Origin of the sequence: Streptomyces sp. NPDC015532 (genome assembly GCF_043078065.1) — a bacterium.
Classification (GTDB): Bacteria; Actinomycetota; Actinomycetes; order Streptomycetales; family Streptomycetaceae; genus Streptomyces.
This window is the reverse complement of the sequence record NZ_JBIBSY010000012.1, coordinates 98,273-119,132: the sequence shown is the minus strand read 5'-3', so window position 1 is coordinate 119,132 and position 20,860 is coordinate 98,273. Positions and strand designations below refer to the sequence as shown.

The 20,860-nt window shown below is 69.5% G+C and carries 19 protein-coding genes; 8 read left to right on the top strand and 11 right to left on the bottom strand.

The window, feature by feature from the left end:
• Positions 1–7 precede the first annotated feature (7 nt).
• Entirely contained in the window at positions 8–1,093 is a 1,086-nt protein-coding gene (locus tag ACF07B_RS30130; RefSeq protein WP_392181277.1) for a CobW family GTP-binding protein, read from the bottom strand.
• A gap of 323 nt (positions 1,094–1,416) precedes the next feature.
• On the opposite strand from ACF07B_RS30130, the gene ACF07B_RS30125 reads away from it, so the two are divergent.
• Together ACF07B_RS30125 and ACF07B_RS30120 are read left to right on the top strand one after the other, a co-directional pair.
• Entirely contained in the window at positions 1,417–1,971 is a 555-nt protein-coding gene (locus ACF07B_RS30125; protein ID WP_369479528.1) for a DUF6082 family protein, read from the top strand.
• A gap of 124 nt (positions 1,972–2,095) precedes the next feature.
• A complete protein-coding gene (locus ACF07B_RS30120) occupies positions 2,096–2,332 on the top strand; it encodes a hypothetical protein (protein WP_362395088.1) in 237 nt (78 codons plus the stop codon).
• A gap of 300 nt (positions 2,333–2,632) precedes the next feature.
• On the opposite strand, the gene ACF07B_RS30115 is transcribed toward ACF07B_RS30120, so the two are convergent.
• Positions 2,633–3,814, bottom strand: coding sequence for a citrate synthase (locus ACF07B_RS30115; protein WP_392181276.1), 1,182 nt, complete (start codon positions 3,812–3,814; stop codon positions 2,633–2,635).
• A gap of 97 nt (positions 3,815–3,911) precedes the next feature.
• On the opposite strand from ACF07B_RS30115, the gene ACF07B_RS30110 reads away from it, so the two are divergent.
• The 4 genes from ACF07B_RS30110 to ACF07B_RS30095 all read left to right on the top strand — a co-directional run bounded on the left by ACF07B_RS30110 (position 3,912) and on the right by ACF07B_RS30095 (position 8,870).
• Positions 3,912–5,177 (top strand): citrate synthase, encoded by a 1,266-nt coding sequence (locus tag ACF07B_RS30110; protein ID WP_392181275.1) that lies wholly within the window; start codon positions 3,912–3,914, stop codon positions 5,175–5,177.
• A 163-nt stretch (positions 5,178–5,340) separates the two neighbouring features.
• Positions 5,341–6,285 (top strand): sucrase ferredoxin, encoded by a 945-nt coding sequence (locus ACF07B_RS30105; RefSeq protein ID WP_392181274.1) that lies wholly within the window; start codon positions 5,341–5,343, stop codon positions 6,283–6,285.
• Positions 6,286–6,468: 183 nt separating this feature from the next.
• Positions 6,469–8,181: an ATP-binding protein gene (locus ACF07B_RS30100; RefSeq protein ID WP_392181273.1), complete on the top strand. Its 1,713-nt coding sequence runs from the start codon at positions 6,469–6,471 to the stop codon at positions 8,179–8,181.
• Positions 8,181–8,870, top strand: a complete 690-nt coding sequence (locus tag ACF07B_RS30095; protein WP_392181272.1) for a response regulator — start codon at positions 8,181–8,183, stop codon at positions 8,868–8,870. Before ACF07B_RS30100 ends, ACF07B_RS30095 begins: the two co-directional genes overlap by 1 nt.
• 115 nt (positions 8,871–8,985) lie before the next feature.
• On the opposite strand, the gene ACF07B_RS30090 is transcribed toward ACF07B_RS30095, so the two are convergent.
• From ACF07B_RS30090 to ACF07B_RS30080, 3 genes are all read right to left on the bottom strand, one after another.
• Positions 8,986–10,047, bottom strand: coding sequence for an ABC transporter substrate-binding protein (locus tag ACF07B_RS30090; protein WP_369479522.1), 1,062 nt, complete (start codon positions 10,045–10,047; stop codon positions 8,986–8,988).
• 135 nt (positions 10,048–10,182) lie between these two features.
• A complete protein-coding gene (locus ACF07B_RS30085) occupies positions 10,183–11,046 on the bottom strand; it encodes an ABC transporter permease (RefSeq protein WP_392181271.1) in 864 nt (287 codons plus the stop codon).
• Entirely contained in the window at positions 11,036–11,851 is an 816-nt protein-coding gene (locus ACF07B_RS30080; RefSeq protein WP_392181270.1) for an ABC transporter ATP-binding protein, read from the bottom strand. The genes ACF07B_RS30085 and ACF07B_RS30080 overlap by 11 nt, the downstream gene beginning before the upstream one ends.
• 162 nt (positions 11,852–12,013) lie before the next feature.
• Here ACF07B_RS30080 and ACF07B_RS30075 point away from each other — a divergent pair, with 162 nt between their 5' ends.
• On the top strand, positions 12,014–12,706 hold the full coding sequence (locus tag ACF07B_RS30075) for a response regulator (protein WP_392181269.1): 693 nt from the start codon (positions 12,014–12,016) through the stop codon (positions 12,704–12,706).
• Positions 12,707–12,771: 65 nt separating this feature from the next.
• Here the strand turns inward: ACF07B_RS30075 and ACF07B_RS30070 are convergent, their stop codons facing one another.
• From ACF07B_RS30070 to ACF07B_RS30045, 6 genes are all read right to left on the bottom strand, one after another.
• Entirely contained in the window at positions 12,772–14,364 is a 1,593-nt protein-coding gene (locus ACF07B_RS30070; protein WP_392181268.1) for a cation acetate symporter, read from the bottom strand.
• Entirely contained in the window at positions 14,361–14,849 is a 489-nt protein-coding gene (locus ACF07B_RS30065) for a DUF485 domain-containing protein (protein WP_392181267.1), read from the bottom strand. The genes ACF07B_RS30070 and ACF07B_RS30065 overlap by 4 nt, the downstream gene beginning before the upstream one ends.
• Before the next feature lie 105 nt (positions 14,850–14,954).
• Positions 14,955–15,641, bottom strand: a complete 687-nt coding sequence (locus ACF07B_RS30060; protein WP_392181266.1) for a response regulator — start codon at positions 15,639–15,641, stop codon at positions 14,955–14,957.
• Positions 15,638–16,789, bottom strand: coding sequence for a sensor histidine kinase (locus ACF07B_RS30055; protein ID WP_392181265.1), 1,152 nt, complete (start codon positions 16,787–16,789; stop codon positions 15,638–15,640). Before ACF07B_RS30055 ends, ACF07B_RS30060 begins: the two co-directional genes overlap by 4 nt.
• Positions 16,786–17,313, bottom strand: coding sequence for a DUF1453 domain-containing protein (locus tag ACF07B_RS30050; RefSeq protein ID WP_392181264.1), 528 nt, complete (start codon positions 17,311–17,313; stop codon positions 16,786–16,788). Before ACF07B_RS30050 ends, ACF07B_RS30055 begins: the two co-directional genes overlap by 4 nt.
• A 589-nt stretch (positions 17,314–17,902) precedes the next feature.
• The gene (locus ACF07B_RS30045) at positions 17,903–20,026 is read right to left on the bottom strand and encodes a type IIA DNA topoisomerase subunit B (protein WP_392181263.1); all 2,124 of its coding nucleotides are present in this window, start codon (positions 20,024–20,026) and stop codon (positions 17,903–17,905) included.
• A gap of 441 nt (positions 20,027–20,467) precedes the next feature.
• Here ACF07B_RS30045 and ACF07B_RS30040 point away from each other — a divergent pair, with 441 nt between their 5' ends.
• Positions 20,468–20,698 carry a hypothetical protein gene (locus ACF07B_RS30040; RefSeq protein ID WP_103549626.1) on the top strand — a complete coding sequence of 77 codons (231 nt, stop codon included), beginning with the start codon at positions 20,468–20,470 and terminating at the stop codon, positions 20,696–20,698.
• Positions 20,699–20,860: the final 162 nt, after the last annotated feature.

The window sequence follows — 20,860 nt, the reverse complement described above, 5'->3', positions numbered from 1 at the left end:
TGCGCGCTCAGCCCTCCGAGCCGGGCTCCTGTACGTAGCGGAGGACGCCCCACATGCTGTGTTCGTCGGCGTGCGGGGCGTCCTCTTTGCATGCCTCCAGCTCCTTGGCCAGCGCCGCCGTGTCGATCCCGGAGCCGATGAGCACGAGCTGGGTGAGCCGCTCGTCCGTGTCGGTCCAGGGCTCCGGATAGAAGCGCAGGAACCGCCCGACGGCATGCACGGCGTACCGGTTGCGGATGTCCTGGACGCCGAAGTCGACGTACCCCTTGATCCGGTAGAGCCCCTCGGGCCGGCTGTCGAGGAAAGCCATCAACTGCCGGGGACCCAGCGGTACCGCGGAGCTGAAGGAGAGGGATTCGTAGGCGGAGTGGAGATGCCCGAGGTGGCCGTGATCCTCATGCCCTCCCTCTCCTGGACCGTCCGCCCCGCCGTCTCCCTCCTCATGCCGGTGGAGATCGTCGAAGGACAGCTGTCCGACGCGCTCCTCGCTGGGCCTGCAGTCGAAGAGGAACTCCGGATCGACCCGGCCGTAGGTGGCGGGGACGACCGCGGCACGGTCGGCGAGTTCCCGGACGACACCCAGTACACGATCGGCGTCCTCCGCCCGGTCGGCCTTGTTGACGACGACGAGATCGGCGAGAGCCAGGTGCCGGTCGATCTCGGGATGCCTCTCGCGCGTGCCGGCGAACTCGGCGGCGTCGACGACCTCGACGAGCCCGCCGTACACGATCCCGGGGTGCTCACTGGCGAGCACCATGCGGACGAGTTCCTGTGGCTCGGCGAGCCCGCTCGCCTCGATGACGATGACGTCGATCCGGGCGGAGGGCCGAGCGAGCCGGTCCAGGTATTGATCAAGTTCACTGACATCGACCGCACAGCACAGACACCCGTTGCCGAGCGAGACGGTGGAGTCGCCGAGCGCTCCGGCCACGGCCATCGCGTCGATCTCGATCGCGCCGAAGTCGTTCACGACGGCTCCGATGCGACTGCCACCACTGCGGTGCAGGAGATGGTTGAGCAGTGTGGTCTTGCCGGAACCCAGAAAGCCGGCGAGAACGATGACCGGGATCTGCCGGGTGTGCGACGGACTCACCACGCGCCCTCTCTGAAGCTGTGCGTACACCGGCTCACGGGACCGGCGCTCACGCGGAGAATGAATGCCGACCCAGCATACGAGTGGGTGGAATCGCCCCGAAGTGAACGATTGTTAGCGGCGCTCGCGGGGCACACGTTGGACATGGCGCCGGTGGATGCGACCCGCACATCCCTCCGTGCGCCTCTTCTCCGCCTCCCCGCCGATCAGAGCCGCTCGGCAACACTGGGAGACGGCAAGCGCGCTGCCCACCGCTCGCCGGTCCGCTCCCTGTCGCCCCACAACCGACGACCGGCGGACGGTCGCCTGATTCGGGGGTTGACATGACCACACAGAACCAAGGGGTGCGGAGGCTGAGTTCTGCCGCGACGGCAGGGCTCGCGTTCGCGGTAGGGGTCCTCGCGGTCCTGGTCGCTCAGCAGCGCCGGTTCGAGGCACTTCACCTGCGCATCGCGCAGGTCGAAGAGGCCGACGACCGGAACGCGCGGCTGGCGGAGCAGCAACGCTTTCAGACCTACCTCCTCGACAAAGCGCTGAACGATCCGGATCTCGCCGAGGTCCTGAGCACCATCAACGAGGTGGACCCGACCAGGCGGCGCCAGTACCTCTTCGCCAACGCCATCTACACCAACATCCTGCGCGCCTACCGGGCCGGGGATGTCACCTGGGACGAGTTACACGGTCACCTTCGGGTGATCTGCCAGAGCGCGATCTTTCGCGACTACTGGGACGCGACGCGCCACCACCGCGCGAGCCTCGAAGCCGCGTCACAGGAGGCGCGGGTGGGCCGAATGGTGGATACACTCATCCACGATCTGGACGAATCAGACACGGAAGAGTGGTGGGTCGTCGGCGAGTCACCCCCGGAACAGGACTGACCTCAGGGCCAACTGGCCACACTAGTAGGCTGGTTGGCTCAACGCGTCGATGCTTTGACGATCTCGATCGTGGGACTACTGTTTCCCCCGTTTTTACTGTCTAAACTTGAGGACCGGGATCCAGTTGAAGATCGTGCGCCGTATCGGCGCATCTCCACGCGAACGAGGCAGCCTGTCGGGCGAGACGTGCCCTGACATCTTCGAGCTGAGTGACGGGAACTTCGCCGTCATCGGCACAGAGGCGACAGCGGCGCTCGACAACCAGCTCCCTCATGACGCGGCACGCGCGGACTACGAGCGCATCGTGATCATCAGCAGGGAGACCCTCCTTCGCGCGAAGAGGGACATTCCCGAGAAGTGAAGCGATCACAGGGCTGAGACAGGACATAGCCGCGGTCCGTCGAGATCCGTCGGTCACCCCGACCCGTCTCCGGAGGGCGCACGTTTTCCCCGGTCCGCCCCACCATCACCCACACGCCCCGCACAGCATCCCTGTCGCCGGAGCCCGGGCAGCGCCGCCGCTCACCCCGCGTCACACTGCTCGACAGAAACTTCCTGAGAGGTCCAGCCCCGATCGGTGCTGGACCTCTCGTCTGCGCCCCTGCGGTTGCCGCCCTCCTCCCGCGACACCACGAACGGCTCCGGACAGACGGCCGCGGGCCTAGCCAGGCACCCTCGACACCGCCACGGGCGCCGCCGGGCCCACATAGCGAGCCGCCGGGCGGATGATCTTCGAGTCTTCCGCCTGTTCCAGGATGTTCGCGCTCCAGCCGACCACGCGGGCGGCGGCGAAGGTGGGCGTGAACATCTCCCGGGGCAGCCCACAGAGTTCCATGACCACACCGGCGTAGAACTCCACATTGGTGTGCAGCTCGCGGCCCGGCTTGAGTTCGGCCAGGATCGCTTCCACCTGCCGTTCCACTTGGACCGCGAACTCCACGAGCGGACCGCCGAACGTCTGCGCCATGGCACGGAGCATCCGCGAGCGCGGGTCCTCCGTGCGGTAGACGGGGTGACCGAAGCCCATGATGCGCTCACCGGCCAGGACGCGTTCGCGGATCCAGGGGTCGATGCGATCGGGGGTCCCGATGGCGTCGAGGGTGTCCAGGGCGCGACTGGGAGCGCCTCCGTGGAGAGGACCGGAGAGAGCCCCGACCGCGCCCACGAGACAGGCCGCCACATCCGCTCCGGTGGAAGCGATGACCCGCGCGGTAAACGTTGATGCATTGAATCCGTGATCAATGGTTGAGATGAGGTATTGCTCGACCGCCCGAGCGCGGGCCGTGTCCGGCTCCGAACCCGTCAACATGTACAGGTAGTTGGCGGCATATCCCAGGTCCTCGCGCGGCTCCACCGGGTCCAGCCCCTGCCCGATCCGGTACAGCGCGGTGAGCAGGGTCGGCACGGCCGCCGTCGCCGCGAGGCCGTCGTCGCGGCGCTGCCCGGCGTCGATGTCGTACACCGGCCGGAACCCCAGCGAGGCCCCGAGCAGTGACAACGCGGTGCGCAGTCCGGCGAGGGGTCCCGACGGTCCGGTCGCCGCGGCGATCGCGGGCAGCGCGTCGCGGACGTCGTCCGGCAGCCTGCGCAGCCGCGCGGTCCGCGCACTGAAGGCGGCACGGCGCGCCTCGTCGGGCAGCTCGCCGTGGGCCATCAGATGCCAGACCTCCTCGAAGCCGCAGACCTGGGCGAGGTCGACGGCCGAGTACTGGCGGTAGTGGTAGAAGCCCTCCAACCCCCGGACGTCACCCAGTTCGGTGTCGGTGACGACGACTCCGGCGAGACCTCGCGGAACATCGGCGGGTACGACGGCAGAGGTGGACGCGGCTTGGTTGATCGGCATGTTTCCTCCCTGGACTTGATTCGACTGTCCATGATTGACTCTAAAACTGTCAACATTGATCCAATCAATATGCCGATCCACAGATACGGTGGCGCTCATGAGGGATCGAGAAGCGGCAGGACCTGCACACGAGGGCCGACGGCTGAGCACCAAGGAGACCGCCGAACTGCTCGGCGTGAAGCCGGAGACCGTGTACGCGTATGTGAGCCGGGGTCAGCTCAGCAGCAGGCGGGAGCCGGGAGGACGCGGGAGCACCTTCGACACCAAGGAGGTCGAGGCCCTCGCCCGGCGCAACAGACGCGAGAGCGGCGGCAGTTCGAGCGGTGGCGGCGAGCTCTCCGTCCGTACCCGCATCACGTTGATCGACAAGGACCGGTACTACTTCCGGGGCGTCGACGCGACGGAACTGGCCGCGCGGTACTCCTACGAGGAGATCGCCGAATGGCTGTGGACCGGTGAACTGCGCCCCGGTGTCACGTTCACGGCCCCGGAGGCAGCCGTGAACGCCGCCCGGCGCGGCGTCGAAGCGCTGCCCGAGCACAGCGGCCCCACCGACCGGCTGCGCGTCGCGGCGATCGCCGCGGCGGCCGCCGACCCGCTGCGCTTCGACCTCTCCGAGAGCGCCGTGCTCGGCACCGGGCGCACCCTCATTCCCACCCTCGTCGCCGCGCTTCCGACCATGCGGCACGACCACCGCGACGAAGGCCCGCTGGCCCGTCGGCTGTGGGCACGACTCAGCGGACGCGTACCCGACGACGCGTCAGTGCGGGTGCTGGACACGGCACTCGGGCTGCTGGTCGACCACGACCTGGCGGCCTCCACCCTCGCGGTCCGGGTCGCGGCATCGGCCCGCGCCCACCCGTACGCGGCCGTGTCGGCGGGCCTCGGCGTACTCGAAGGACCTCTGCACGGGGCGGCCAGCGGGCTCGCGCACCGGCTGCTGCTGGACGTCCTGGACCAAGGCACCGCCGCTCCCGTGGTCGCCGACGAACTGCGCGCGGGGCGCCGTGTCCCCGGACTCGGCCACCGGCTCTACCCCGGCGAAGACCCACGCGCGCGTGCCCTGTTCGCCCTCCTGGAGGACGTGCCCGGCGCGGCCCCCGCCCTGGCGGCGGCCCGCGACGTGGTGACCACCACGGCCCGGCACACCCCTCTGCACGCCAATGTCGATCTCGCGCTGGCCGTCTTCACCGTCTCGTCCGGGATGCCGGCCTCGGCGGGAGAGACGATCTTCGCTGTCGCCCGGACGGCGGGCTGGATCGCCCACACCCTGGAGGAGTACGCGGAGCGCCCGCTGCGCATGCGGCCGAGCGGCCACTACGTGGGCGAGCGGCCTCCCCAACCGCTCCCCCGCCGGAGCTAGACGGCGCACGCCCGGCGCACGGAGAGGACCGGCGCTCACTCTCCGAGCCCCGTCTCCCCACCCATGCTTCCGTACGCCCTGCCACGTGCCCGGACCACCCCTGACGCGCCCCCCTTCGGACGGCGGGAAGTCACCCCGGCGAAGTCAGGTTAGGCTCACCTCTGTGAGTACGTGCACGACCGCGTCGCGGCAGCTCGACGAGCCCATTTCCGGGACCGCGGCCACTGCGAGGACATGGCTGCTCATCGAGCAGCCCGGCCCCTGGGGTGCCAAGGCGCTCACTTCGAGCCACCTGGATCCCGCGCTGGGCCGCGCCCTCGAAGCGGCCGCGCAGGGCACAGGGGTACGGATCGCCCTGATCCGGCGTCCCGGGCGCCATGCCGACTGCGGCTCGCCCGCCGAGCGGCATGTGTACGTTGCCCACACCACCCCGGGGAACGTCTGGCTGCACAGCGCCATGACGCGCGACGCCGGACAGCTGCTCGACCTCGACCTCGCCGCGCTCGGCGCGGGTGATCCGCGCTCCTTCGAAGAGGTTCTCCAAGGGCGGCCGCATACCGGCGAGCCGCTGGCCCTCGTCTGCACCAACGGCAAGCGCGACCGCTGCTGCGCTCTGCTGGGGCGCCCGCTGGCGGCGGAACTGGCCGCGTCCGGCGTCGGCGGCACCTGGGAGGTCACCCATCTGGGAGGTCACCGCTTCTCGCCCACCGTGCTGATCCTGCCGTACGGGTACGCGTACGGCCGTGCCGAGGCCCATGCCGTCAAGGAGGTCCTCCAGGGCGTCCGGGAGGGCCGGGTCGTCACCGAGGGGTGTCGCGGGAACTCCGCCTGGGAACGCCCCGGCCAGGCGGCCGAGCTGGCCGTACGGACGGCCGCGAGGGAACACGCCGCCGGCGTTCTGACGGTGATCCGCACGGACGGCACCGCACCGCGCTGGGAGGTGACCGTCGCCCACTCCGACGGCCGCCTGTGGCGGGTCGTCGTCGCGCAGGGCGCCTCTCTGCCACCCCGCCCGGAGAGCTGCGGCTCGGCGCTCGGTTCACCGGCGCGGATGGACGTGGTGGCTGTACGGCAGCTGGAGGAGACGGCTGTCGCCGTGGCCTGCTGACCGCCCGAACCGGGCCCGGGTCCGACAGGGCCGGGGTGCGACGCACGGACCGACCGGGAGTCGTGTCAGGCCCCCACCCCGGTCCGGCACTGTGCCGGACCGACAGGCGCATCATCCATTGATCAAGAGATCCACACCACACTCCCTTCGGAGGGGCTCGCACTCCCCCGTACCGTCGTGGCCATGAGTCCCACTCCCCTCGCACGACGACTGCGCCTCGGTCTGCCGCGGCGGGTGTTCGCCCAAGTCCTGCTGATGCAGATCGCGATCGCGGTGGGAGTCGCGGTACTCGCCACCGGGCTGTTCCTGGCCCCGCTCAGCGCCCAGCTGGACGACCAGGCCATGCGGCGCGCTCTCGCGATCGCGCAAACCACGGCCGCCCAGCCGCAGATCGCCGTGGACCTCCAGAGGACAGCTCCTTCCAGGACCGGCCCCGTGCAGGCCGAGGCTGAGCGGATACGGAAGGCGAGCCGCGCCGAGTACGTCGTCGTGATGGACACGCGCGGCATCCGCTGGTCGCACAGGTCCCCCGCCCAGATCGGCAGACCGGTCTCGACGAGCCCGCGGCAGGCACTGGCCGGCAGGGATGTCATGGAGATCGACACCGGAACCCTGGGACGGTCCGCACGGGGCAAGGTGCCACTGCGGGACGCCGGCGGCCGGATCGTCGGCGCGGTGTCGGTGGGTATCAAGTACGACAGTGTGCGGGCCCGGCTGATCGACGCGATCCCGGGACTGTTCGCGTACGCGGGCGGAGCCATGGCCGTCGGCGCGCTGGCCGCGTATCTGATCTCCCGCAGGATCCAGCGACAGACCCGCGACCTGGCCTTCTCCGACATCGCGGCGCTGCTGGCGGAACGCGAGGCGATGCTGCACGGCATCCGGGAGGGCGTGGTCGCGCTGGACCGCGGCGGCCGCGTACGCCTTCTGAACGACGAGGCGCAGCGGCTGCTCGGGGTCGGCGCCGAGGCCATCGGGCGGCCGCTCGACGACGCGCTCGGTCCGGGCCGGACGACCGATGTGCTGGCAGGACGCGTCACCGGCACGGACCTGGTCACCGTCCGCGGCCAGCGCGTCCTGGTCGCCAACAGGATGCCCACCGAGGACGGCGGAGCTGTCGCGACCCTGCGCGACCGGACCGAACTGGAGCAGCTCGGCCGTGAGCTCGACTCCACACACGGCCTGATCGACGCCTTGCGCGCACAGGACCATGAACACGCCAACCGGATGCACACGCTCCTGGGGCTGCTCGAACTGGAGATGTACGACGACGCCGTTGAGTTCATCGGGGAGGTGGTGAGCGACCACAGGGTCACCTCGGAACAGGTCACCGAGAAGATCCACGATCCGCTGCTGGCCGCGCTTCTGGTCGGCAAGGCGACCGTGGCGACCGAGCGTGGCGTGGCGCTGTGGGTCTCGGATCGGACGCTGCTGCCCGACCGGCTGGTCGACCCGCGTGGGCTCGTCACCGTCGTCGGCAACCTCGTCGACAACGCGCTGGACGCTGTCGCGGGCACACCGCACGCGCGCGTGGAGGTCGAATTGCGCGCCGAAGGGCGAACCGCCGTGCTGCGGATACGGGACACCGGGCCCGGCATCCCAGAGGAGCGGCGGGAGTTGATCTTCACGGACGGCTGGAGCACCAAGCAGCCGCCCGCACACGGCAAGCGCGGAATCGGCCTCTCCCTGGTGCGGCGCCTCGCCGAGCGGCAGGGCGGCAGCGCGGAGGTGACCGACGCGGACGGAGGCGGCGCGGAGTTCACCGTCGTCCTGCCGGAGGCGCTGGCCGATCCGTCGCTCGCGCCGAAGGACACCACGGAAGGCACTGGGAACACCTGGATCGCCGAGAACACCGGGGCCGGCCGGAGCACCGGGAACCCCTACGGGGAGTCGTGATGATCGAGGTCCTGGTCGTGGACGACGACACGCGGGTCGCCCGCGTCAACGCCGCGTACGTGGAGAGGGTGCCGGGATTCCGTGTCGTGGGGCAGGCGCACAGCGCGGCCGAGGCGCTGCGCCGCATGGAGGAGCTGCCGCGCCCGGACCTGGTCCTCATGGACCATCATCTGCCGGACGAGACAGGTCTCGCGGTCGTCCAGGAGATGCGCCGACGCGGGCATCAGATCGATGTGATCATGGTGACCGCCGCGCGTGACCTCGCGACCGTCCGGGCGGCGCTGCGGCAGGGCGTGCTCCAGTACCTGGTCAAGCCGTTCTCGTTCGCCGGGCTGCGGGCCAAGCTGGAGTCGTACGCGGATCTGCGACGCACGCTCGACCGGGGCGGTACGGCCGAGCAGTCCGATGTGGACCTGATCTTCGGGCCCCTGTCGGCAGGCGCCGTGCCCGGCCTGCCCAAGGGCCACTCCCCGCCGACGGCCGAACTCGTACGGCGTGCCCTGATGACGGCGGAGGGCGCGGACGGCTCGCTGTCGGCCCAGGAGGTCTCGGAGGAGACCGGACTGAGCCGGCAGACCGCCCAGCGCTATCTGAAGCTCCTGGAGCGTACGGGGAAGGCTCGCCTGACCCTCCGATACGGCGACGCGGGCCGCCCGGAACACCGCTATGCCTGGGCCGCCCACGCCTGAGGGCACCTCCGACGAAGCGGGGAGGAGAACGGCCGTCCCGTCGCGCGTACGACCGGCAGGGGAGCACGGTCGTACGCCCGACGGGACGGCTCGGCGCGTTATCGGCGGCGGGCGGTCAGCCGGCCGCCTTCTTCACGAACTCCGTGGTGTACGTCTTGCTCAGGTCCACATCGGCGTTCTTGATGTTCGGGTTGAACGCCTTGAGGACCTTCTCGACGGTCTCGGGACCGTTCTCGGGCATCACCCCGTCCTCCGTGAACATCGGCAGCGTGCTCTTGATGGCACCGGCGTACAGCGTCTGGTTGCCCTGGGAGTAGTCGGCGGGCATCTTGGCGGCGATCTCGGAGGCGCTGTGACCGGCCATCCACCGGAGGGTCTTCACGAAGGCGTTCGCCAGCTTCTGGACCGTCTCCTTGTGACCGTTGACCCAGTCCGTCTGCATGTACAGGCTTGACGACGGGTACGGCCCGCCGAGCGCCTTCTGGGAGCCCTCGGGCGTACGCATGTCGATGAGGACCTTGCCGAGGTTCTTCTCCATGACCGTGGCGACGGTGGGGTCCGTCGTCATGCCGCCGTCGATGGCGCCCTTCTGGAGGGCGGAGACGAACGTCGGTCCGGCACCGACGGCGACCGGCGTGAACTCGCTGACCCGCACACCGTTCTTGACCGCGAGGTACTTCGTGAGGAAGTCGGTCGAGGAACCGAGCCCGGTGACGCCGAGCTTCCTGCCCTTGAAGTCCTTGGGTGAAGTGATGTCGCCCGCACGCTTGGCGGAGACGATCTCGACCTCACCGGGAGCGTGCGAGAACTGCACGACGGACTCCACCGCCTTGCCCTTGGTCTGCAGGTCGAGCGTGTGGTCGTAGAAGCCGACGGCTCCCTGCACCTGTCCCGACACGAGGGCGGTCTCTGCCTGGACACCGGCCGGCTCGCTGAGGAGCTCGACGTTCAGACCGGCGTCCTCGAAGTAGCCGAGCCTCTGGGTGAGCATCGCCGGCAGGTAGATGACCTTGTCCAGCCCGCCGACCATGATCTTGACGTGCTCCCCCTTGCCGCCACCCCCGCCGCTGCCGGAGCCGGCCGTCGTGCTCGCCGCGTCATTGGCGCAGGCGGTGAGCGAGGAGAGAGCGAGGAGACCGGCGGCTGCCAGCGCGGAGTATCTGGCGGTCTTGCGCATGGTGGTTCACGTCCTTGTGAGTGGAGGGGAGGCCGTACGTACGGCGGGAAGGTGCGTACGGGCGGGGCGGGATCGTGCGTACGGCGGACTCGTACGTGTGCGAGGAACGGGTCGTAGGCGCTTGCCGGGGTGGGCTCAGCGGTCGGATTCCGACGGCTTCCAGCGGAAGATGCGGCGTTCACCGAACGTCAGCAGCCCTTCGGCGAGCAGGGCGACGACGGCGAGGATGACCATCGCCGCGTACACCCCCGCCGCGTTGAAGGTGCCCTGCGACTGCGCGACGAGCAGGCCGATGCCCTTGGTGGCGCCGATGTACTCGCCGACGATCGCGCCGATGAGCGCGAAGCCGAAGCTGACATGGAGGCTGGTGAAGATCCACGAGGTGGCGGACGGTATGACGACCTGCAGCGTCACCCTGCGGTCGCTCGCGCCGAGGATCCGGGCGTTGGCCACCAGGTTCCGGTCGACCTCCCGGGCACCCTGGAAGGCGTTGAAGAACACCGGGAAGAAGACGAGCACCACGGCCGAGGCGACCTTGGAGGCGGGTCCGAGCCCGAACCAGATCACGAAGATGGGCGCGAGGACGATTCTGGGTATGGAGTTGAGCACCTTGATGTATGGACCAAGGATGTCTGCGAGCAAGGTGATACGCCCCAGGGCGATACCGAAGAGCACACCGGCGACCACACCGATGACCCAGCCGAGCAGCGCCTCGTGAAGCGTGTACCAGATCTGCTCGCCGAGTGAACCGAGCGCGGTCCCGTGCAACACCCAGGTCTGGATCTGTTCCCAGATCTTCGAGGGCATCGAGAAGTTGAACGGGTCGATGACCTCGGCCCGCGAGAGCACCTCCCACAGACCGAGCACGACGACCAGGAGCAGCACCCGGGCTGCGCCCACCACGATCCTGCGTCTGCGGGCGGCACGGGCGCGGGTGTGCGCGCGGCCCGGAGTCCTGGCCTTGTCGACGACCGGAGCGCTGAGAACCTCAGGCGACATCAGCGGCGCCCCTTTCACGGGTGATGCGGACCTCTTCGCCGAGGGACTCCCAGATCTCGCGGTAGATCTCGATGAACCGCGGCTCCAGGCGCACCGATTCGACCTTGCGCGGCCGCGGCAGATCGATGTCGAAGACCTGCTTCACGGTGGCGGGGCCCGCGGTCATCACGACGACCTTGTCGGCGAGCGCGATGGACTCTTCCAGGTCGTGGGTGACGAAGACGACCGAGGCGCCCGTGCCTTCCCACAGTTCGAGCAGTTCGTCGGACATCAGCGCCCGGGTCTGCACGTCGAGCGCGGAGAACGGCTCGTCCATCAGCAGGATCTCGGGGTCGTTGACGAAGGTGGCGGCGAGGGCGACGCGCTTGCGCTGACCACCGGAGAGCTGGTGCGGATAGCGGTCCTCGAAGGCCGCGAGCCCGACCCGGGCGAGCCACTCCCTGGCGCGATCCCTCGCCTCGGCCTTGGGCACGCCACGGAACCGGGGACCGGCCATGACGTTGGACAGCACCGTGCGCCAGGGAAAGGTGGCGTCCTGCTGGAAGACGAAACCGACCTTGTCTCCGACGCCGGCGACCGGCTCCCCGGCGACCAGGACCTCGCCCTCGGTGGGCTCCTCAAGACCGCTGACCAGGGTCAGCGTCGTGGACTTCCCACAGCCGGTCGGCCCGACCACCGCCACGAACTCGCCACGGCCGACGGTCAGGTCGAGTTCGCTGACGGCCGTGTGCAAACCCCCCGACGGGGTCTTGAAGATCTTGCTCGCGCCCCGCAGCTCGATGGCGGGGCTGGTGTCTGTGCTCATGGCCCGGGACGGTAGATGTGGTGCGGGCCACAGCATCAGTCTTGTGGGCGCAAGGCGTTCTTCTGCTCGCAAGGGTCTGTTGTGCTCATTTTGCTCGCGCTACAACAGCGGAGCCGAAACACGGGCGCAACATACGCCCAGGCCTTGAGAGAAAGAGGCCCGATGATTGACGTCCTGGTCGTGGACGACGACTTCCGCGTCGCCGAGATCAACGCGAAGTACGTGAGCAAGGTTCCCGGGTTCCGGGTGGCCGCCCGCGCCCACAGTGCCGCCCAGGCCCTGGCCGCGATCGAGCGCAATCCCGTCGATCTGGTGCTGCTCGACCACTATCTGCCGGACAGGACGGGACTCGAACTCGTCCACCGGATGCGGGAGAACGGTCACGGCACCGACGTGATCATGATCACCGCGGCGAGCGATGTGGCCACCGTACGGGCGGCGATGCGTCTGGGCGCCCTGCACTACCTGATCAAACCGTTCACGTTCACCGCCCTGCGCACGCGCCTCGACTCCTATGCCGCCCTGCGTCGTACCGTCGACCGGGTGGGCGGCCGTGGTGTGACGGGTCAGGAGCAGGTCGATCGGATCTTCGGGGCCCTGCGCACCGCACCCCCGCCGTCCTCCCCCGGTCTCCCCAGCGGCCACTCGGAGCCGACCACGGACCTGATCTGCGATGTGCTGCACCAGGCGAACCAGCCGCTGTCGGCCCACGAGGTGGCCGCCGAGACCGGCCTGAGCCGCTCGACCGCCCAGCGCTATCTGCGGCACCTGGAACAAGCGGGACGGCTGCGCCTCACCCTCAAGTACGGCGACGCAGGGCGCCCCGAACACCGCTACGCGTGGGTGGCGCCCTGAGCCGACATTCCCCACGGCGGGAAGCCGCTTGGATCATGCCGTCTCAGGACGGTCGCCCGCGGCCCTCACACGGCCCCGGCGCCCGTGAGCGCGCGGACCTCGATCTCGGCGTGCTTGGCCTCGTCCGGCGGCTCCGCCGAGGTGACGGTGCCCAGCCAGCCGGCGATGAAGCCCAGGGGGATCGAGACGAGGCCCGGGTTCTGAAGCGGGAAGTACTGGAAGTCCACGCCCGGGAAGAGCGATTCGGGGCTGCCCGACACGACAGGCGACAGCAGCACGAGCACCACCGCGGGTACCAGGCCGCCGTAGACGGCCCACACGGCGCCACGCGTCGTGAAGGACCGCCAGAACAAGGAGAACAGCAGCACCGGCAGGTTCGCGGACGCGGCGACGGCGAAGGCGAGCCCCACCAGGAAGGCCACGTTGAGATCGCGGGCGAGGAGGCTCAGGGCGATGGCGATCACGCCGATGCCGACCGACGCGGCACGCGCCACCGTGACCTCGCCGCGCGGTTTCGCGCGGCGGCGACGCGACGAGGCGTACAGGTCGTGCGCCACGGCCGCCGAGGACGCGAGGGTGACTCCCGCGACGACCGCGAGAATGGTGGCGAAGGCGATGGCGGCGACGATCGCGAACAGGACCGTTCCTCCGGTGGAGTCGGCCCCACCGCCCAGATCCAGCGCCAGCAGCGGAACGGCGGTGTTCCCCGCGGCGTTCGACCCGCGCACCGCCTCGGGACCGACGACGGCGGCGGCGGCGAAGCCCAGCACGATCGTCATCAGGTAGAAGCCGCCGATGAGCCCGATCGACCACAGCACCGAGCGCCGGGCGGCCCGCGCGGTCGGCACGGTGTAGAAGCGCGACAGGATGTGCGGCAACCCGGCGGTGCCGAGCACGAGTGCGAGCCCGAGGCTCATGAAGTCGAAGCGTGCGGTCCAGTCACCGCCGTACTTCAGCCCGGGTGCCAGGAAGGCCCTGCCATGACCGCTGCGTCCCGCGGCCGTGCGCAGCAGTTCGTTGATGTCCCCGTGGAACCGCACCAGGACCAGCACGGTGAGAACGATGGCGCCGCCGATGAGCAGAACCGCCTTGACGATCTGGATCCAGGTGGTCGCCCTCATCCCTCCCATCGACACATAGATCACCATGAGCGCGCCGACACCGATCACCGTCCAGTTGCGCGCCGCGTCACTCGTGCCTCCCAGCAGCAGTGAGACCAGGCTGCCCGCGCCCACCATCTGCGCCACCAGATACAGCACGGACACCACTACCGAGGACGTTCCGGCCGCGACCCGCACCGGCCGCTCGTCCATCCGGGCCGCGACGACGTCGGCGAGCGTGAACCGGCCGCAGTTGCGCACCAGTTCGGCGACGAGGAAGAGAACGACCAGCCAGGCCACCAGGAATCCCACGGCGTACAGCAGACCGTCGTAGCCGTACAGGGAGATGAGTCCGGTGACACCGAGGAAGGAAGCAGCCGACATGTAGTCCCCGGAGAGGGCAAAGCCGTTCTCCATCGGCGAGAACAGCCGCCCGCCCGCGTAGAACTCTTCGGCCGAACCGTGCCGGTGGCGACTCACCCATGTCGTGATCCCCAGCGTCACCGCGACGAACGCGCTGAACAGGAGCAGGGCCAGAGTCTGATGGTGGCCGCTCACCGCTCACCACTCCCGGCGTTCCGCGTCATCTCCTGGGTGTTCCAGCGCAGTTCCAGCGCGGCCCGGTCACGGCGCAGCCGCGCGTGCCGCGCGTACGCCCAGGCGAGCAGGAAGGTCGTGAGGAACTGTCCGAGTCCCGCGAGCAGTCCCACGTTCACGACACCGACGACGGGCCGTGCCATGAACCCTGGCGCGGTGGTCGCGGTCACCACATAACCCACGTACCAGGGGAAGAAGACGGCGACGGCCGGAATCACGAACCTGCGGTACCGGCCCCGTACTTCCTGGAAGGCGGCACTGCGCTGCACCTCCAGGTAGACGAGGGCGGCCCCGCCCGGTCGTCCTTGGTGCTCCGAGCGAGCGGCCGGCACGGCGGGAGCGAGCGCGCCCGTACCGTCCAACTCGCCCCAGCCGGAAGCGAGCGCGTCGTACCAGGGGTCGTCGAACCGGACCTCCCCTGTGTCGCCGCCGTCGTGCTTGTCCACCGAACTCTCCTTGTCCGCGACCCGTTTCCGCCGCGTACCCAAGGATGTGCAGATCGGAGGGCTCCCTGACTCCTGTCTCCGCGCTCTTCACCCCATCAGGTGACGTCATCCCGCGGGCGGCCGTACGAGACCTTTCCCATAGGCGTAACGGACTGCTTGAGCACGGTCCTTGAGACCCGCCTTGGCGAAGAGATTGTTGATGTGGGTCTTCACCGTGGCCGTGGACACGTGGAGCTTGCGGGCGATCTCGTGGTTGCTGAGGCCCTCGGCGATCAGCAGGAGCACCTCCGTCTCGCGCGAGGTGAGCCCGTCCGGGGCCTCCGGGGGCGGGGCGGGCTCCGGTTCCGGGTCCGACAGCCGCTCCAGCAGCCGTCGCTGGATGCTCGGCGAGAGCCCCGCGTCCCCGGAGAGGACGCTCTCCACGGCCCGCACGATCTCGTCGCCTCCCGCGTCCTTGGTCAGATAGCCGCGGGCTCCGGCGCGCAGTGCTGGGAACAGCGACTCGTCGTCCGCGAACGTCGTGAGCACGACCACCTGGGTTCCGGGATGCTCGGCACGGATGCGCCGGGTCGCCTCGACCCCGTCGCAGCGCGGCATGCGCAGATCCATCAGCACGACGTCCGGGGCGAGTTCGGCCACCAGTTTCACCGCCTCGGCCCCGTCACCGGCCGCTCCGACGACCTCGATCCCGGGCAGCAGTCCCAGCAGCATCACAATGCCCTCGCGCACGACCGTCTGATCGTCCGCGACCACGACCCGCGCCGCTGCCCTGCCCTCCGCCCGCTCGGTCATACCGGCACCTTCAACGTCACCACGAACCCCTCCTCGCCCGGTCCCGCGTCCAGCGAGCCGCCCAGCAGCTCCGCGCGCTCCCGCATGCCCAGCAGACCGTACCCGGCTCCCGAACCGCTGAGGTCGCCCGGTTTTCCACCCGAATCCCGTACATCCAGCGTCACTTCGTGCTCGCCGTAATCCAGCCTGATGTGGATTTCGGCTCCCGGAGCGTGTTTGCGTACGTTCGTCAGCGCCTCCTGCGCGACGCGTCGCACCGCCTGGGAGGCTTCCGCCGGCAGCGGCTGTCGCTCCCCGGTCACCGTGACACCGGCGCGGTCGGCGGTGGCCACGAGTTCGCCGAGGAAGTCCTCCAGCGGCGACATCTCGCCCCGGAGCGCGGAGAGTGCCTGCCGGGTCTCCGAAAGCCCCTCGCGGGCCATTCCCCGCGCTGCCACGACTCGTTCGAGGATGATCTCCCGGTCCGCTCCTCTCTCGATGAGCAGTCGTGCCGCCTCCAGATGTACGAGCTGTGCGGAGAGGCTGTGGGCCAGGACGTCGTGGATCTCCCTGGCTATCCGAGCTCGCTCCGCGAGCGCCGCCGACTCCGCCTCGGCCGCACGGGCCGCGCGTTCCTGGGTCAGCAGCCGCTGGGCACTCGCCCGAGCCTCCGCGTCCAGGCGCAGGACGTATCCGGCGAGCGCCAGGCCCACGGCGGTGGCCGCGGTCGTCAGCCAGGCGTCGTCGTCGAACGCCGCGTAGGCACTCAGGGCCACCGCCATGGCCGGGAGGGCCGCCGCGAGGGGCAGCCGTTCGATGGCGGCGACAGCACACCCGCACAGCAGGACGAGCGCCGGAATCCGGAAGCCCGCACTGTGTCCCGCCGCCGCGACCGCCAGCAGCAGAGCGAGCAACGCCAGGGCCGGCAGCAGACGGTGTTCCAGTGTGGTCCGCCAGAAGCCCCAGGCGAGGAAGCCGCACACCGCGACCCCCGTGATGCCTCCGGCGAGCGCCCAGCCGCCGAGCTCCGGGTTCGTGAGTGTCGTGGCGACGAGCATGCCGAGGACGATGACGCGCGTGACCCGGGAGAGCACACGGCGGGCCTTGTGCACACCCGCGCGGGACAATGCCTCACGAGAGGGCCAGCGCGTCCAGGCGTCGTCCGTCACAGGCGCTCCTTCCCCAGGACACGGCCGACCCCGTCACCGTACGCCGGACTCTGCCCGGTCACCGCAGGCCGCAGGGACTGCGCCCGCCAGGCCAGGAGCCCGGAGCGGACCAGCAGGGTGGCCGCCAGGCCGAGCATCAGGGCGGAGGAGTTCTGGTGCACACCGAGCAGGGCACCTATGCCGAACAGACCCAGCCGCAGGCAGATACCCGCGCCCCAGACGGCTCCGCTGGCCTTGGTGCTCCTGCTCCAGACGGCGCCGTCCGGCTCGGTCCATATCCGCGTCGTCCACGCCCAGCCGGCTCCTATGGCCAGCGCCGTCACCAGTTCGGTGACGAGCAGGAGGGATGCCTCGATCTGGTGGTGCGGGTCGATCACTCCGGGCTCGCGCATCGCCACGACCGCGAGAACGGCGGGCACGATCCACCAGCGCCGGTCCGAGCTGATGCGGCGTGCGCTGAACTGGCGCGCGATCACCACTACGGCGACGGCGAAGATCACCACGGTATTCATGAGCCCGGACATGCGCGGCCTCCGTGAGCGGGAAACGGGTGTCCGCAGCGAGCGCTGCCGACCCCATCGACGCTACGGACATCGAGCCCTTCGGAGATCGGCGCCGGGGTGGATCGTGGGTGGATCCCCCGCCCTCTGCCTCTCCACCCACGGGTGGATTCCACCCGCACAGTGCCCCACCAGGGGGCCCGAGCCCGGGCCGGTGACCCAAAGGCTTGTATCGCCCCCTCCGCCCCTGCCCGTCCCGTACCTGGGGCTCCGCCCTCCGCCCCGGACCCCGCTCCTCAAGCGCCGGAGGGGCTGAAGCTGCTCCGCGGCCGACGGTGGCCAGACGGCCTGGACCTGCCTCCGGCCGGCCCAGCCGGAGGGGGTGCGTCGCACTCGCAGCCGGAAGGGCCAGGGGGACCGGAAGGTCCTCGGAAGGCACTCTGCACTCGCAGGCAGGGATGCGCGAAGGGCCGTGCCGTACATCGTTTGCCCGTCGCTCACGTCCGGATCGAACTGTGGCTTCCTGCGAAGCCAACGTCCGATCCGACGGCGACGGGCGGATGTACGAGCACGGCCCCACCCAGCGGGTCCCACTCGGAATGCGCCCGGAGGGCTACGCGTCGATACGCGACCGGTCCAGCGTCGCGGCAGAGCTGGAGATGAACTCCTTGCGCGGCGCCACGTCATTCCCCATCAGCAGGTCGAACACCTGCTCGGAAGCCTCCAGGTCGGAGATGTTGATCCGCCGCAGCGTCCGGACCCGCGGGTCCATCGTCGTCTCCGCCAGCTGATCGGCGTCCATCTCGCCGAGGCCCTTGTACCGCTGGATCGAGTCCTTGTAGCGCACGCCCTTGCGCTGCAGCTCCAGCACCGTCTCCCGCAGCTCACGGTCCGAGTACGTGTAGACGTACTTGTCCTGCCCCTTCTTGGGCTGGCTGAGCTCGATCCGGTGCAGCGGCGGAACCGCCGCGAACACCCGCCCCGACTCGACCATGGGCCGCATGTAGCGCTGGAACAGCGTCAGCAGCAGAATCCGGATGTGCGCGCCGTCGACGTCGGCGTCGACGAGGAGAATGATCTTCCCGTAGCGCGCGGCGTCGATGTCGAAGGTCCGCCCGGAGCCGGCCCCTATGACCTGGATGATCGCACCGCACTCGGCGTTCTTCAGCATGTCCGTCACGGACGCCTTCTGAACGTTGAGGATCTTGCCCCGGATCGGCAGCAGTGCCTGGAACTCGGAGTTCCGGGCCAGCTTCGCCGTACCCAGCGCGGAGTCGCCCTCGACGATGAACAGCTCACTGCGCTCGACGTCGTCGCTGCGGCAGTCGGCGAGCTTGGCGGGCAGCGAGGAGGACTCCAGAGCCGTCTTGCGGCGCTGCGCGTCCTTGTGCTGCCGGGCGGCGATCCTCGTGCGCGCGGCGGCGACGGCCTTCTCCATGACGACCCGCGCCTGCGCGGCCTCGTCCCGCTTGGTGGAGGTCAGGAACGCCTTGAGTTCCTTGGTCACCACGTTCGTCACGATGCGGCGGGCGGCCGAGGTACCGAGGACCTCCTTCGTCTGCCCCTCGAACTGGGGCTCGGCGAGACGCACGGTGACGACGGCCGTGAGGCCCTCCAGCGCGTCGTCCTTGACGATGTCGTCCTCGGCGACCCGCAGCAGCTTCTTGGTCCGCAGGACCTCGTTCATCGTCTTGGCGACGGCCTGCTCGTAGCCGGCGACATGGGTGCCGCCCTTGGGCGTGGCGATGATGTTCACGAACGACTTCAGATTCGTGTCGTATCCCGTGCCCCAGCGCATCGCGACATCGACGCCCAGTTCACGGGTGACCTCGGTCGGGGTCATCTGCCCGTGCTCGTCGAGGACCGGGACGGTCTCCTTGAAGGTCCCCTGCCCGCTGAAGCGGAGGACGTCGCAGACCGGCTTGTCGGTGGCCAGGAACTCACAGAACTCGCTGATGCCGCCGTCGAAGCGGAACGACTCCTCGCCCTTGCTGCCGCCTTCGCCGAGTCCGAATTCATCACGGACGACGATGGTCAGGCCCGGCACCAGGAAGGCGGTCTGCCGGGCACGCTGGTGGAGGTGTTCCAGGGAGAGCTTGGCGTCCTTGAGGAAGATCTGGCGGTCGGCCCAGTAGCGCACACGCGTGCCGGTGCGGGTCTTCGGGATCCTCTTGAGCTTGCGCAGCCCGCTCGACGCGTCGAAGGCGGCCTCGGGTCCGTCGGCCTTGAAGGCTCCGGGCGTGCCGCGGCGGAAGCTCACGGCGTGGGTCTGGCCGTTGCGGTCGACCTCGACGTCCAGGCGGGCGGAGAGCGCGTTCACGACGGAGGCGCCCACGCCGTGCAGGCCACCGGAGGCCGCGTACGACCCGCCGCCGAACTTGCCGCCGGCGTGCAGCTTGGTCATGACGACCTCGACGCCGGAGAGGCCGGTCTTGGGCTCCACGTCGACGGGGATGCCGCGGCCGTTGTCCCGCACCTCGACGGAGGCGTCGTCGTGCAGGATCACGTCGATGTGGTCGCAGTAGCCCCCGAGGGCCTCGTCCACGGAGTTGTCGATGATCTCCCAGAGGCAGTGCATCAGGCCACGGCTGTCGGTCGACCCGATGTACATGCCCGGGCGCTTCCGCACCGCCTCGAGCCCCTCAAGGACGAGGAGGTGCCGCGCGGTGTAGTTGGAACCGTCACGCTCTGCTCCGGTCAGCAGCGCTGTGGACGGCACGGACTTATCGGCGGTCACGCGGTTCGCTCCTCGCTGAATTTCATGGAGGACCCTTTTGGGCAAGGGCCCGGCTTCGGTCGCCGTTCAGAGGGTACCGAGGCCTGGTAGAGCCGTTGTAGCACCACCCTCGCACGAACTCACCCTAGTCCAGGATCGCATGGGTGTTCGATCCCTCGATGGAGTGAAGTACATATCACGTTCCCTTCGAGGCATGAACCATTTAGGCTCCGGGCACGTCCTCATGAACAACCGGCAATCCAGCCGGGAGGACCGACACCCGACAGACAGCGCGAACCCGTACAGACACAAAGACACGCAATACGGCTCATTCGCCGCCAACCGGCAGCAGACAGCCGGCTCGAAAGAAAATTTCGAGGAAAAGCCGCGAGCGGGAACGTTTTCGGCCTGGTTGGATGTTGACCCTGGTACGACAGCTCGTCGAGCTAGAGAAGAGGCGACGTGACTACTGTTCTGACCCCCGCGAGCCCGCTGACGGCCGCTGACCGCTGCGACCGTTGCGGCGCCCAGGCATATCTGCGCGTCGTCCTCCTGAGCGGCGGAGAACTGCTCTTCTGCGCCCACCACGGTCGCAAGTTCGAGCCGGAACTCAAGAAGATCGCCGCTGAGATACAGGACGAGACGGAGCGGCTCACGTCCGTTCCCGAGAGCGTCAACGACGAAGATCGCTGACCCTTCGCATCAACGACGAGCGGGTACCGGCGACAGGCCGGTGAGTGGGGGGGGGGGCCCCCGCCCCCGGGGGGGGGCCCCCCCCCCCACCCCCCCCCCCCCCCCCCCCCCGGCCCCGCGGGCCGCCCGGGCCCCCCCCAGGCCCCCCCCGGGGCACCACCC

What these genes read in the sequence shown, in the direction of transcription:
- ACF07B_RS30060 (WP_392181266.1), bottom strand. Translation starts at nt 15,641, where the DNA reads ATGACCGAGCGGGCGGAGGGCAGGGCAGCGGCGCGGGTCGTGGTCGCG.
- ACF07B_RS30100 (WP_392181273.1), top strand. Translation starts at nt 6,469, where the DNA reads ATGAGTCCCACTCCCCTCGCACGACGACTGCGCCTCGGTCTGCCGCGG.
- ACF07B_RS30085 (WP_392181271.1), bottom strand. Translation starts at nt 11,046, where the DNA reads ATGTCGCCTGAGGTTCTCAGCGCTCCGGTCGTCGACAAGGCCAGGACT.
- ACF07B_RS30050 (WP_392181264.1), bottom strand. Translation starts at nt 17,313, where the DNA reads ATGTCCGGGCTCATGAATACCGTGGTGATCTTCGCCGTCGCCGTAGTG.
- ACF07B_RS30115 (WP_392181276.1), bottom strand. Translation starts at nt 3,814, where the DNA reads ATGCCGATCAACCAAGCCGCGTCCACCTCTGCCGTCGTACCCGCCGAT.
- ACF07B_RS30125 (WP_369479528.1), top strand. Translation starts at nt 1,417, where the DNA reads ATGACCACACAGAACCAAGGGGTGCGGAGGCTGAGTTCTGCCGCGACG.
- ACF07B_RS30110 (WP_392181275.1), top strand. Translation starts at nt 3,912, where the DNA reads ATGAGGGATCGAGAAGCGGCAGGACCTGCACACGAGGGCCGACGGCTG.
- ACF07B_RS30080 (WP_392181270.1), bottom strand. Translation starts at nt 11,851, where the DNA reads ATGAGCACAGACACCAGCCCCGCCATCGAGCTGCGGGGCGCGAGCAAG.
- ACF07B_RS30095 (WP_392181272.1), top strand. Translation starts at nt 8,181, where the DNA reads ATGATCGAGGTCCTGGTCGTGGACGACGACACGCGGGTCGCCCGCGTC.
- ACF07B_RS30090 (WP_369479522.1), bottom strand. Translation starts at nt 10,047, where the DNA reads ATGCGCAAGACCGCCAGATACTCCGCGCTGGCAGCCGCCGGTCTCCTC.
- ACF07B_RS30075 (WP_392181269.1), top strand. Translation starts at nt 12,014, where the DNA reads ATGATTGACGTCCTGGTCGTGGACGACGACTTCCGCGTCGCCGAGATC.